Source organism: Phytoactinopolyspora halophila (genome assembly GCF_003287285.1).
Taxonomy (GTDB): domain Bacteria; phylum Actinomycetota; class Actinomycetes; order Jiangellales; family Jiangellaceae; genus Phytoactinopolyspora_A; species Phytoactinopolyspora_A halophila.
On record NZ_QMIG01000004.1, the window covers coordinates 30,368 to 42,614 of the forward strand.

General features: G+C 69.5%; 12 protein-coding genes. 1 reads left to right on the forward strand and 11 read right to left on the reverse strand.

The features are described from left to right. Nucleotides 1-160 precede the first annotated feature (160 nt). From hisF to hisH, 4 genes are all read right to left on the reverse strand, one after another. Nucleotides 161-934 (reverse strand): imidazole glycerol phosphate synthase subunit HisF, encoded by a 774-nt coding sequence (gene hisF / locus DPM12_RS06770; protein WP_112257549.1) that lies wholly within the window; start codon nt 932-934, stop codon nt 161-163. A 49-nt stretch (nt 935-983) separates the two neighbouring features. After that, nucleotides 984-1,760, reverse strand: a complete 777-nt coding sequence (priA, locus tag DPM12_RS06775; RefSeq protein ID WP_112257550.1) for a bifunctional 1-(5-phosphoribosyl)-5-((5-phosphoribosylamino)methylideneamino)imidazole-4-carboxamide isomerase/phosphoribosylanthranilate isomerase PriA — start codon at nt 1,758-1,760, stop codon at nt 984-986. 94 nt (nt 1,761-1,854) lie between these two features. Further along, nucleotides 1,855-2,598: a class I SAM-dependent methyltransferase gene (locus DPM12_RS06780; protein WP_112257711.1), complete on the reverse strand. Its 744-nt coding sequence runs from the start codon at nt 2,596-2,598 to the stop codon at nt 1,855-1,857. A 2-nt stretch (nt 2,599-2,600) separates the two neighbouring features. Continuing rightward, nucleotides 2,601-3,248, reverse strand: a complete 648-nt coding sequence (hisH, locus tag DPM12_RS06785; RefSeq protein ID WP_112257551.1) for an imidazole glycerol phosphate synthase subunit HisH — start codon at nt 3,246-3,248, stop codon at nt 2,601-2,603. A 29-nt stretch (nt 3,249-3,277) separates the two neighbouring features. Here hisH and DPM12_RS06790 point away from each other — a divergent pair, with 29 nt between their 5' ends. Beyond that, complete coding sequence (locus tag DPM12_RS06790; protein WP_112257552.1) at nt 3,278-4,477, forward strand: alpha/beta hydrolase; 1,200 nt, start codon at nt 3,278-3,280, stop codon at nt 4,475-4,477. 80 nt (nt 4,478-4,557) lie between these two features. Here DPM12_RS06790 and hisB read toward each other — a convergent pair whose 3' ends face one another. The 7 genes from hisB to DPM12_RS06825 form a co-directional block, all read right to left on the reverse strand. Beyond that, nucleotides 4,558-5,172: an imidazoleglycerol-phosphate dehydratase HisB gene (hisB, locus tag DPM12_RS06795; protein ID WP_112257553.1), complete on the reverse strand. Its 615-nt coding sequence runs from the start codon at nt 5,170-5,172 to the stop codon at nt 4,558-4,560. Continuing rightward, on the reverse strand, nt 5,169-6,275 hold the full coding sequence (locus tag DPM12_RS06800; RefSeq protein WP_112257554.1) for a histidinol-phosphate transaminase: 1,107 nt from the start codon (nt 6,273-6,275) through the stop codon (nt 5,169-5,171). Before DPM12_RS06800 ends, hisB begins: the two co-directional genes overlap by 4 nt. Next, nucleotides 6,272-7,645, reverse strand: a complete 1,374-nt coding sequence (gene hisD, locus DPM12_RS06805; RefSeq protein WP_112257555.1) for a histidinol dehydrogenase — start codon at nt 7,643-7,645, stop codon at nt 6,272-6,274. The genes DPM12_RS06800 and hisD overlap by 4 nt, the downstream gene beginning before the upstream one ends. Before the next feature lie 544 nt (nt 7,646-8,189). Beyond that, the gene (locus DPM12_RS06810) at nt 8,190-9,488 is read right to left on the reverse strand and encodes an aminotransferase-like domain-containing protein (RefSeq protein WP_123788434.1); all 1,299 of its coding nucleotides are present in this window, start codon (nt 9,486-9,488) and stop codon (nt 8,190-8,192) included. A gap of 49 nt (nt 9,489-9,537) precedes the next feature. Further along, entirely contained in the window at nt 9,538-10,482 is a 945-nt protein-coding gene (locus DPM12_RS06815) for a sugar kinase (RefSeq protein ID WP_112257557.1), read from the reverse strand. Then, nucleotides 10,479-11,207, reverse strand: coding sequence for a bifunctional 4-hydroxy-2-oxoglutarate aldolase/2-dehydro-3-deoxy-phosphogluconate aldolase (locus DPM12_RS06820; protein ID WP_211658558.1), 729 nt, complete (start codon nt 11,205-11,207; stop codon nt 10,479-10,481). Before DPM12_RS06820 ends, DPM12_RS06815 begins: the two co-directional genes overlap by 4 nt. A gap of 48 nt (nt 11,208-11,255) precedes the next feature. Further along, nucleotides 11,256-12,227, reverse strand: a complete 972-nt coding sequence (locus DPM12_RS06825) for an acetylxylan esterase (protein WP_112257558.1) — start codon at nt 12,225-12,227, stop codon at nt 11,256-11,258. Nucleotides 12,228-12,247: the final 20 nt, after the last annotated feature.

Below are 12,247 nucleotides of genomic sequence, written 5' to 3' on the forward strand. Positions count from 1 at the left end.
AGGGTGGGAACGCCCGGAATTCCTGTACGGTACCAACCGCCTCCGACGCTCGTGAAACAGATTGTCACTGCCGGACGATTCCCGGATACCACAACAGGACTTCTCGGGCCGTGACACGACTACAGACGTGTTACGGCTCGAGAAAACGTACCAAACATGATCATTCGGGAGCGGCGCGTACGGCGTGGCCGCCGGACGCGAGTGCCTCCTTCACCGCGCCGATCCGCAGCTCGCCGAAGTGGAACACGCTCGCGGCGAGCACCGCATCGGCACCGGCGTCGATGGCGGGCGAGAAATGGTCCACGGCACCAGCTCCCCCGCTGGCGACGATGGGGACCCCCACCGCGTTCCGGACGGCCATGATCATCTCGAGGTCGTAGCCGGCCTTGGTGCCGTCGGCGTCCATCGAGTTGAGCAGGATCTCACCCGCACCGGAATCGGCGGCACGGCGCGCCCACTCGACCGCGTCGATGCCCGTCCCGCGGCGCCCGCCGTGGGTGGTGACCTCGAACCCGGACGTCGTGTCGCCGCCGCGCCGGGCATCCACCGAGAGCACGAGCACCTGCGCGCCGAACCGGTCAGCAATCTCGCCGATCAGCTCGGGACGCTCGATCGCACCCGTGTTGACCCCGACCTTGTCGGCGCCGGCGCGCAGCAACCGGTCCACGTGCTCGACCGACCGGATGCCACCGCCCACGGTGAGGGGGATGAACACCTCCTCCGCGGTGCGGGCCACGACGTCGTAGACGGTGTCGCGGTCGTCGCTGGATGCGGTGATGTCGAGGAACGTCAGCTCGTCGGCACCTTCGGTGTTGTAGGCCGCCGCGAGCTCGACGGGATCGCCGGCGTCCCGCAGGTTGACGAAGTTGACGCCCTTCACCACGCGTCCCGCATCCACGTCGAGGCACGGGATGACCCGGACTGCAACGCTCATACCTTCACCTTCCCATGATCATGAACACGTACCCCATCACAGAGGCCGGCTAGTGTTCATGATCAGCGGGTTGAGGGGGCGGGGTGTGGGCCGTGGGGTGGCCGGCGACGTTCAGCGCCTGTTCGAGGGTGAACGCGCCCGAGTACAGCGCCTTGCCCACGATCGCGCCCTCCACGCCGTCGTCGACGAGCGTGCGCAGCGCGGCGAGGTCGTCGAGCGTCGACACGCCACCGCTGGCGACGACGGGACGATCGGTCCGCTCGCACACGGATCGCAACAGCTCGACATTCGGTCCACGCAGCGTCCCATCCTTGGTGACGTCGGTGACGACGTAGCGCGCGCAGCCATCCGCGTCGAGCCTCTCCAGGACGTTCCACAGCTCGCCACCCTCCCGGGTCCAGCCCCGGGCCGCCAACGTGGTCCCACGAACGTCCAGCCCGACGGCGATGCGCTCGCCGTGGTTCGCGATCACCCGCGCCGTCCAGTCCGGGTCCTCCAGCGCGGCGGTACCGAGATTCACCCGCGCGCACCCCGTCTTCAGCGCATGCTCGAGGGACTCGTCGTCGCGGATGCCGCCGGAAAGTTCGACATGCACGTCGAGGCGGCCCACGACCTCCGCGAGCAGCGCGCGATTGGAGCCGCGACCGAAAGCCGCGTCGAGATCCACGAGGTGAATCCACTCCGCTCCGGCCTCCTGCCACGCCAGCGCCGCCTCCAGCGGGGAGCCGTACGACGTCTCCGTGCCCGCCTCGCCGCGTACCAGGCGTACCGCCTGGCCGTCGGCGACATCGACCGCGGGCAGCAAGACCAGCCGTCCCTCGCTCATGTGCCTCGTCCTCCGAGTCTTTCGATGTCCGATGCCGTCTATCGTCTCGATCCGCCTGCCGCCGCCCGAGCTCGCCACGCGACGGCACGCGCCCTCACGCCAGCTTCACCGCCCGAAAACGCAGCCGGCGGTAGTCGGCCCACCACGCGCCGTCATGCCACAGCTCGGGCCGGGCGAGCTCGACGACGCGGTTCAGCACCCCCGGGGACATGTCGGCCAGCACGTCCGAGGCGAACATCTCCAGCCATCGCTGCAAGCCGTCGGGCCCGGTCAGCTTCGTCGGCCGGTCGTAGAAATCGAGCTGGCGGATCTCCAGGCCGGTGTCTTCCAGCATCGCCGCGTATTCCGCTGGCGACGGGAAGTACCACGGCCAGCGCCGCTCCGGCAGGCCGGACTCGCGGCATGCCTGGTCGACTACGGTCATGATGGTCGAGACATTGCCGGTAGCTCCCATCTCGGCGACGAATCGCCCGTCCGGGCGCAGGGCGTCGGAGACGCATCCAAGGACTTCCACCGGTGCCGGCATCCAGTGCAGGGCCGCGTTCGACACGACGGCGTCCACCGGCTCTTCGACGGAAAAGTCGTGCGCGTCAACAACGCGCAGCTCGGCCGAGTCGCCCAGCCGCTGCCGCGCCGCATCGATCATCGTCTGGTCCGCGTCCAGTCCGAGGACGTCGGCGCCGGAATCGACGAGGCGGGCGGTGAGCTCGCCGGTTCCGCAGCCCAGATCGATGATCTTCTCGCCGGGCTGCGGCCGCAGCCAGTCCAGGAGCTCGACGCCGTACGCCGCGACGAACGCGAACTCTTGGTCGTACGTGCGGGCATCCCAGTTCGTCACGCTCACAGACCTTTCACCCAATTGCGCAGCAATGCAAGTCCTGCCTCACCCGACTTCTCCGGATGGAACTGTGTCGCCGCCAGGGCACCGTTCTCCACCGCGGCGACGAAACGGTCGTGCTGGTGCTCCGTCCAGGTCACCAGCGGAGGACGAATCCGCGCCGCCGTGGTGTCGCGGGGCATCTCCCAGCGCCGCACGCCGTACGAATGCACGAAATAGAACCGCTCGCTCTCGATCCCGGCGAACAGGCCGGAACCGGACGGGACGGTGATCGTGTTCCAGCCCATGTGCGGCAACGGTGCGGCATCCAGCCGCTCGACGGTACCCGGCCACTCGCCCAGCCCGTCGCTCTCGACACCATGCTCGACACCCCGCTCGAACAGCACCTGCATGCCCACGCAGATCCCCAGCACCGGGCGCCCGCCGGACAGCCGGCGGCCGATCACCTCGTCGCCGCGGACCGCGCGCACCCCCTGCACACACGCCGCGAACGCCCCGACGCCGGGCACGACCAGGCCGTCGGCGTCCTCGGCGGCTCGCCGCTCGGCGGTCAGCTCGACGTCCGCACCGACCCTCCGCAGCGCACGGGTCGCCGACCGGACGTTGCCGAAGCCGTAATCGAGAACGACGACACGGCGCGACGCGTTCATCGCTGCCCTCCTCGTGCCACACTTTCACCGTGACCGTGGACAAGTCCTCCCGCCCAGATCCAAGCCAGCTCGACGAGATCGGCCGGGCTGCCCACGCTACCGCCGACATGCCAGCGCGCCGCTGGCCCCGGCGCGCCGCCATCGCATCGGCGACGGTGATCGTCGTCGTGGTGGCGACGACGACGGCCGGCGGCTGGTACTACGCGGACGAGCTCCTGCTGGTGGACGCCTCGCCGGCAGAATATCCGGTGGAGGTGCTCGACGTGACCGGCGACACCGTGACCCTGACCGGCACGGACGCCGACCAGCCGGGGCTCGTGGGACTGGAGTGGAACAGTGGATACGCCCGGCTGGGCCCGGAGATCGCACGGTCGGGCAACCGGGTGATCCGCCCGCTCGTCCCGTTTCCGGACGTGCCCGAAGCCGGCACCAAGGCGCGCGTCGACGGCTACGCCTTCCCATCCGAACTCGCGACCTTTCGCACCGTCAGCACGCTCGACGCCACCGAGGTCCACTTCCCCGGGCCGCTTGGCGCCTATCCCGCCACCTACGTTCCTGGCGAACGTGACCGCTGGGTGATCCACGTCCACGGCCGCGGCGGCAACCGCGCCGAGGCGTACCGCCTCGTGCCGGCGATCCACCAGCTCGGATACCCGCAGCTGTCGATCTCCTACCGCAACGACGACGATGCGCCGTCCGACTCCGACGGCGAGTACGGGCTCGGCTGGACCGAGTCGGAAGACCTGGCCGCTGCCGTGGCCCATGCCCGCGAACGCGGCGCTCGCGACGTCGTGCTCGTGGGGTACTCGATGGGCGGTGCGGTCGTGGGGAACTACCTGCGTGTCCACGGCGAAACGGGTATCGCCGGCCTCATCTACGACTCGCCGGTCCTGTCGTGGGCGGACGTGCTGGCCCACGAGTCGGCGAACCGTAACCTGCCCGGGTTCGCGGCGCACGTCGCGTCGGCGGTCGTGCGCGTGCGCACCGGCATCGACCTCGGCGCCATGGACCAGATTCGCAACGCCGACGACGCCTCCGTGCCCGTCCTGCTGTTCCACGGCAGTGCCGATCCGACGGTGCCGGCGCGCTCGTCGGACGAGTACGCGGCGGCGCGGCCCGACATCGTCACCTACATCCGGCCCGCGGGCGTCGGGCACGTGCGCTCGTGGAATCACGACACCGATGCCTACGACGCCGCCGTCACCGACTTCCTGAGCAGCCTGCGCTGATCGCCCCGAGCTACCCGGCGCGCCGCCAGGCATCGCGGCCATCCAGCTCACCGCGCCGCCAGGCATCGCGGCCATCCAGCTCACAGCGCGCCCTTCGTCGACGGCACGCCCCGTTCCCGCGGGTCGAGCGCGACGGCAGTGCGTAGCGCCCGGGCGAGCGCCTTGAACTGCGCCTCGGCGATGTGGTGCGGATCGCGGCCGGCAAGCAACCGGACGTGCATCGTCATGCCCGCGTGGTGCGCGATGCTCTCCAGCACGTGCGCCGTCAGCGAGCCGGTGAAGTGCCCACCGATCAGCACATACTCCTGGCCAGCGGGTTCGCCGGAATGGACGAAGTACGGCCGCCCCGAGACGTCGACGACGGCCTGGGCGAGCGCCTCGTCCAGCGGCACCAGGGCATCGCCGTAGCGGATGATCCCGGACTTGTCGCCGAGCGCCTCGCGCAGCGCCTGACCCAGCACGATGGCCGTGTCTTCCACCGTGTGGTGCACGTCGATGTGGGTGTCCCCGTGCGCGGAGATGGAGAGATCGATCAGCGAGTGCCGGGCCAGGGCCGTGAGCATGTGATCGTAAAACGGCACCGTCGTGGAGACGTCGTGCGTCCCCGTTCCGTCGAGATTTACCTCGACGACCACCGCGCTCTCGCTGGTCGTCCGCTCGATCTTTGCCGTGCGGGCACCGTCTGCGTGCGTCATGTCCCCGTATCCTCGCCTGGTTCCCGTGCCAGCACCTTTCGCAGGGCACGAACGAATGTTTCGGTTTCCTCGGGCGTGCCCACGCATGCCCGCAGCCAGCCCTCCGGGCCCGTCTCCCGGACCAGCACCCCGTGCTCCAGCAGCGCCCGGAAGATCGCGTGCCGGTCGTCGAACGGACCGAACAGCACGAAGTTCGCGTCCGAATCGGGCACCTGCAGACCCAGCGAGCGCAACGACTCTGCGAGCTCGTCCCGGGTCGAGCGTAGCTGCTCCACCCGCTCCTGCAGCTCGGCCGCGTGCGCCAGGGCGACCCGCGCCACCGCCTGCGTCACCGCCGACAGGTGGTACGGCAGCCGCACCACGCGCAACACGTCGACCACCTCGGTGGAGGCCGCGGCGTATCCGACCCGCGCACCCGCGAAGGCGAACGCCTTGCTCATGGTCCGGGTCACGATCAACCGCGGGCACTCGGCCAGCAAGCTCAGCGCACTCGGCGTGCCGGCACGGCGGAACTCCGCGTACGCCTCGTCGACGACGAGCATCCCCGGCGAGGCGTCGTGCAGCGCACGCACCAGATCAAGCGAGACGGCCGTTCCCGTCGGGTTGTTCGGCGACGCGACGAACACCACCGACGGCCGGTGCTCCACCACCGCGGCCAGCGCGTCGTCGACGTCGACGGTGAAATCCTCGCGACGCGGCGCGGTGACCCACTCCGTCGCCGTGTTCCGGGCGTACTCCGGATACATCGAGTACGTGGGCGCGAACGAGAGCACGCGCCGGCCGGGACCGCCGAACGCCTGCAAGATCTGGAGCATGATCTCGTTGGAGCCGTTCGCCGCCCACACCTGTTCCGGTGTCAGATCGACACCCGACTCACCCGCCAGGTAGGTGGCCAGGTCGGCGCGCAAGTCCAGCGCCTCGCGGTCGGGGTACCGGTTGAGCCCGGCCACGGCGTCCGCGACCGCCTTCGCCGCATCCGCCGCCAGCGCCTCCGACGGCGGGTACGGATTCTCGTTCACGTTCAGCCGGATCGGAACGTCCAGCTGCGGAGCCCCGTACGGTTGGATCCCGCGGAGCTCCTCGCGGATCGGCAGGTCCGTCATGACGTATCTCCCGTGGTCGTGCCGGCCGAGCCGCCCGTTTGGACGCCACCCGCCGTAAACCGGGCCCGCACGGCCGCTCCGTGCGCGGGCAGATCTTCGGCGTCGGCGAGCGTCTCGACGTGGGCCGCGACATCGCGCAGTGCCGCCTCGTCGTACTCCACCACGTGGATCCCGCGCAGGAACGATTGCACCGACAGCCCGGACGTGTGCCGGGCGGAGGCGCCCGTGGGCAGCACATGGTTGGAACCGGCAGCGTAATCACCGAGGCTCACCGGCGACCACGGCCCGACGAAGACGGCACCGGCGTTGCGCACCCGGCTCGCGACGTCGGCCGCGTCACGCGTGTGTATCTCCAGGTGCTCGGCCGCATACGCGTCGACGACGGCGAGTCCCTGCTCGAGATCGTCGACGAGGACGATGCCGGACTGGTCCCCACCCAGAGCCGTCGCCACCCGGTCGACGTGCTTCGTCGCGGCGACCTGCACATCCAGCTCGGCCTCCACGGCGTCGGCGAGCGCGCCGTCGTCGGTAACCAGCACGCTGGCGGCCAACGTGTCGTGCTCGGCCTGGCTGATCAGGTCCGCGGCGACATGCCGCGGGTCCGCGGCGGCGTCCGCGAGGATCGCGATCTCGGTGGGTCCGGCCTCGGCGTCGATACCGATGACGCCCTTGAGCAGCCGCTTCGCCGCGGCCACGTAGACATTGCCCGGCCCGGTGACCATGTCGACAGGCGCGCACCCGGTCCCCGCGTCGTCGCCGGCCCCGTACGCGAACATGGCGATCGCCTGCGCACCGCCGACGGCATAGACCTCGGTGACGCCGAGCAACGCGCACGCGGCAAGGATGGTGGGGTGTGGCAGGCCATCCGGGCCCTGCTGCGGCGGGCTAGCCACCGCGATCTCCTCGACGCCGGCCTCCTGGGCAGGGACGACGTTCATGACCACGCTGCTCGGATAGACCGCGAGCCCGCCTGGCGCGTACAGGCCTACACGCTGCACGGGAACCCAGCGCTCGGTCACCGTTCCGCCGGGAACCACGGTGGTCGTCACATCGGTGCGCCGCTGATCGGCATGGACCCTGCGGGCACGGACAATGGACTCGTCCAGCGCGGCTCGTACGTCGGTGTCCAGCCCGTCAAGCGCGGCATGTAACACGCTCTCGGGCACCCGGAGATCGTCAACGTCGACGCCATCGAAGCGGGACGTCAGCTCCTTCAGCGCGGCCACGCCCCGATGGCGCACGTCGGCGCAGATGGGCCGCACGGCGTCGAGCGCTGCCTCGACGTCGACAGGGGCACGGGGGACGAGCGCGCGGTAGTCGAGCACCTCACCGGTGGCGAGGCGACCGCGCAGGTCGATGCGGCGTATCACGCGCTCAAGTGTAAGGACGTGGTCCACCACCTGGACAGCCCGATCGCATACCAAGACACCCCTCCCCTCCAGTTCCGCCTCCAGCTCCGAATGATCATGTTTGGTACGTTTTCTCGGCCCGTAACACGGCTGCAGACGTGTCACGGGCCGAGAAAGCGTGTTGGCGTAACGCGACCGACCAATGCGACGCGGGCAAGATCAGCTCGACGCAACGTGGCAGGATCGACGCGACATGCTCGGGCCCAACACGATGTGCACGATGTGGGCGGAATCAGCACGATAAGGCGGGCTCAGTACCACGGGGGTAGGTGCCCCGAGGAGAGGGGAGTAGCTCCCCGGCGAAGGGCTAGCTCCCGGCGAGCCAGGCCGACGAGTCTGAGCGCACGGCAACGGCACGAAGCGGCTCCACGGCCCTGCCGACACGCACCGCCACGTCACCCCCTGTGCGTGCCACCCCCTTCAGAGCACGTCACGGCACCAGGACTTCTCGGGCCGTAACACGTCTACAGCCGTGTTACGGCCCAAGAAAACGTACCAAACATGATCATTCGGAGCCGGGGGTGGAGCGGAGGAGCTGGCCGAGGATCGCCACGCCGGACTCGATCTGCTCCGGCGTCGCCACCGAGTAGCTCAGCCGCAGGCCGTTCGCCCCACCTCCGTCGGGATAGAAGGCGTGACCCGGCACGTATGCCACACCAGCGTCGACAGCTTCGCGCGCCAGCTCCATCGTGTCGAGCCCGTCGGGGACCGTGAGCCAGATGAACATGCCACCCTCCGGGCGGGTCCATCGGCATCCCGCGCCGAGATGGCGTTCCAGCGCCTGGAGCATCAGGTCCCGGCGGCTGCGGTAGTGGTCCCGGATCTTCAGCAGATGCTCGTCCCGGAACCCGTCCCCGGCGACCTCCACCGCCACCATCTGCGCCAGGGTCGACGTATGCAGGTCGGCGGCCTGCTTGGCATGCCGGACTGGGGCGAGCGCGTCGGGCGTGGCGACCAGCCATCCCAGCCGGAGACCCGGAACCATGGTTTTCGAGAACGTCCCCACGTGGATCACCTGCTCGGGCGCCAGGTCGAACAGGTGCGGCAGCTCGTCGCCGTCGAAGCGCAGCTCACCGTACGGGTTGTCTTCGAGGATGGGAACGCCATAGCGACGCGCCAGCTCGATGACCGCGTGCCGCCGTTCGAGGTTCAGGCTCACGCCGCTGGGGTTGTCGAAGGTGGGGATCACGTAGATCAGCTTCGCGCCTGCTGCCAGCGCAGCTTCCAGAGATTCCACGACGAACCCGTCGCCGTCCGTGTCGACGGCACGGTAGCGCACCTCATACGGGTCGAACGCGCGCAGCGCGCCCGGGTAGGTCGGAGCGGCAACGACGACGGTGTCGCCGGGATCCAGGTAGCACTTGGCTACCAGATCGAGTCCTTGCTGCGCCCCGGAAACGATCTGCACCCAGGAGCCGTCCACCTCCGCCGCGGCACCCGTGCCCGATGCACCAGCCGGGCCCACACCGGGAACGCCATGCGAGCCCGCACCAGAGACGCCAGCCGAACCCGCATCGGGCACGCTGACCGTTCCGGCACCGGAATGCCGGGCGGCGACCCACTCCCGCAGCGCCGCATGCCCTTCGGTGGTGCTGTACTGCAGGGCGCTGGCACCCTCGCGAGCCAGTACGCGCCGGGTGGCATCCTCGATTTCCGCCACGGGGAACAGCTCTGGTGCCGGTAATCCACCCGCGAACGAGATGACGTCGCCCGTCTGGGTCAGCTTCAGGATTTCCCGGATCGCTGACGGCTTGAGCCTTCGCGTACGCGACGCGGCATGCGCCGACCAATCGATCATAACCATCCCATCACCCCGCTACGTGTCCATCATCAGGAATTCAGCCTTCAGGGACTCAGCGTTGCACGGAGTCCGGGGAACCCAGGGTCCGCAGGTCCTCTCGGGTCGGAAGGCCCTCCCAGTCACCGAGGGCCGTGCACGCGAATGCACCCGCCGTGACAGCGGTACGCAGCCGCTGCGCCGGGGGTTCGGCGGCCATCCACTCCGCCAGGTATCCGGCTACGAAGGCGTCACCGGCGCCGACCGTGTCCACCACGGGCACGGACAGCGCCGCCAACGTGTGCGGCTGCCCGTCGACGAGCGCGTACGCACCGTCGCCGCCGAGCTTCAAGATCACTTGGTCTGGCCCCAGGCCCGACAGGGAGCGGGCGAGCTCCTCGTGGTGCCCGTCGGGCACCACCAGCGCCGCCTCCTCCGGACCGGCGAAGACCGCATCGGCACGCTCCACCAGGTGTTTCAGGACCGGCCCGGCGTCCTCGCGGCTCCACAGGCTCGACCGGTAGTTCAGATCGACCGAGACCCGCGTGCCGTGCTGGCGGGCGATGTCGACGGCGTGCTGCACCGCCGACGCCGGACCCGGACCCAGGGCAGGTGTGATTCCCGTGACGTGCAGGACGTCCGCCGCAGCGATGGTCTCGCTGTCGACGTCGAACGCGGTCATCGCCGACGCCGCGCTGCCCGAGCGGTAATACCGCACGTGAGTGCGCATGGCGTTCGGACGTTCCTTGATCATCAAACCGGTAGGGCGGCCGGTGTCGATCTGGACGAGGGCTTCGACCCGTTCGGCACGCAGTTCACGCTGGATCAGCTCACCGAAGCCGTCGTTGCCGAGGCGGCTGATCCACGTGGCCCGGCCGCCGAGCCGGGCCACCCCGATCGCGACGTTCGTCTCCGCGCCTGCCACCGACAACCGCATGTCGCGATTGCTCGCCAGCGAGCCGACCTGCACTGCCGCGATCAGCGCCATCGTTTCCCCGGCGGTGACGAGATGACCGCTCATGCGAGCGCCTGCCCGCCTGACGGCTGCGCGCTCGCCTCTCCAGGCGATCCGGTAGCACCGGACACCGCCTGCCGGGCCGTGCGGACCGCGTCCAATGCCCTTCTGGCCCGCTCGGCCAGCGCATCCAGGTCGCCGCCCTCGGCGGCATCACCTTGTAACGGCCCGCCCAGCCCGACGCCTACGGCGCCGGCGCGGATCCAGTCCCCGATGCTGTCGATCGACACGCCTCCGGTCGGCATGAGCCGGATGTCGGGGAACGGCCCGGCAACGTCCTTGAAGTACGACGGCCCGACCGTCGATGCGGGAAACACCTTGACCGCGCTGGCTCCGGCGCGCCACGCCGCGTGGATCTCCGTCGGGGTCAGCGCTCCGGGGTACGACGGGATGCCCGCCGTGCGTGCCACCCGGACGACGTCGAGCTCGGCCGACGGCGACACGAGGAAATCCACGCCGGCCTCGACGGCAGTTCGTGCCTGCTCAGCCGTGGTCACCGTGCCCGCACCCACCTCGACATGATCCGGCAGATCGGCCCGCACAGCCTTGATCGATTCGATCGCATCCGGCGAGGTCAGGGTGATCTCCAAGCAGGTCACCCCGGAATCCACGAGAACGCGGCAGATCTCGCCGAAGCGTGCGGCCGACGGGGCTCGCAGGATGGCCATCACGCCGGTCTGCCGCAGCTGCGGCGTCGGTGGCATCCGGCCGGACGCGTCGCCCTCGTTCATCACCACATCTCCCCTTTCGTCCCTTGCCACCCTATCCAGCAGTCAAGATCAGCTTTTGACCAGGTCACGCAGCCAGGTCAGCCGTTCGCGCACCTGGAAGGTCTGACCACCTTCGTGCTGGTTGTACGTCCAGACCCGGATCTCTTTCGGGCCCGCATAATGGTTGTACGAGCCGAAGACCGTCGACGGCGGGCACGTGGCATCCATCAACGCCACGCTGAACAGCGCCGGCACGGTGCAGCGCGGCGCGAAGTTCGTCCCGTCGAAGTAGGACAGCGTGCGAAAGACCTGTTCCTCGTGGTCCCGGTGGGTGGCGAGGTAGGTGACGATCTCGCGGTACGGCATGGTGTCGACGAGTTCGGTGGCGCGCCGGAATCCGGTGAGGAACGGCACGTCGATCATCGCTCCGAGCAGTCCCGGGTAGAGCGCGGCCACCGCCTGCGCGATTCCGCCGCCCTGGCTGGAACCATCGACGACGACGCGCCCGGCGTCGGCGCACGGATGGGTGAGGGCCGCCTCGACGGCGCGTACCGCGTCGGTGAAGACCCGGCGGTAGTAGTAGTCGTCCGGGTCGAGCACGCCGCGCGTCAGGAACCCGGGCGCCTGCGGGCTGGCGCCGCCGACGGGATCGGGCGTGTCGCCGGGGATGTTCACCGAGCCCTGGCCCCGGGTGTCCATGATGAACGTCGCATAGCCAGCGGCCGGGAGGGTCAGCCAATCGTGAGGAAGGCCACGGCCGCCTCCGTATCCGATGTACGTGACGACGGTCGGCAGCGGCTCCGTCGTGCCGGCAGGCAGCATGAACCAGCCGGCGATGCGGTGTCCGCCCCAGCCGCAGAACCGGACGTCGTAGACGTCGATCACGCTCAATCCGGCATCGTAGGGAGTGAACTCCGCCTCCAGCGGAAGGTCGCGCGCTTCGGCGAGCGTGCGCTGCCAGAACGCGTCGAAGTCGGGCTGCTCGTCGCGCTCGGGCCGGTATTCGCGCAGTTCCGCCAGAGGTTTGTCGAACAGGGGCACGGGCAGGCTCCTTACTCGAT

Excerpts from the sequence above, each read along its gene's own strand:
- hisF (WP_112257549.1), bottom strand. The coding sequence starts at position 934 with ATGAGCGTTGCAGTCCGGGTCATCCCGTGCCTCGACGTGGATGCGGGA.
- priA (WP_112257550.1), bottom strand. The coding sequence starts at position 1,760 with ATGAGCGAGGGACGGCTGGTCTTGCTGCCCGCGGTCGATGTCGCCGAC.
- hisH (WP_112257551.1), bottom strand. The coding sequence starts at position 3,248 with ATGAACGCGTCGCGCCGTGTCGTCGTTCTCGATTACGGCTTCGGCAAC.
- hisB (WP_112257553.1), bottom strand. The coding sequence starts at position 5,172 with ATGACGCACGCAGACGGTGCCCGCACGGCAAAGATCGAGCGGACGACC.
- DPM12_RS06800 (WP_112257554.1), bottom strand. The coding sequence starts at position 6,275 with ATGACGGACCTGCCGATCCGCGAGGAGCTCCGCGGGATCCAACCGTAC.
- DPM12_RS06810 (WP_123788434.1), bottom strand. The coding sequence starts at position 9,488 with ATGGTTATGATCGATTGGTCGGCGCATGCCGCGTCGCGTACGCGAAGG.
- DPM12_RS06815 (WP_112257557.1), bottom strand. The coding sequence starts at position 10,482 with ATGAGCGGTCATCTCGTCACCGCCGGGGAAACGATGGCGCTGATCGCG.
- DPM12_RS06820 (WP_211658558.1), bottom strand. The coding sequence starts at position 11,207 with ATGAACGAGGGCGACGCGTCCGGCCGGATGCCACCGACGCCGCAGCTG.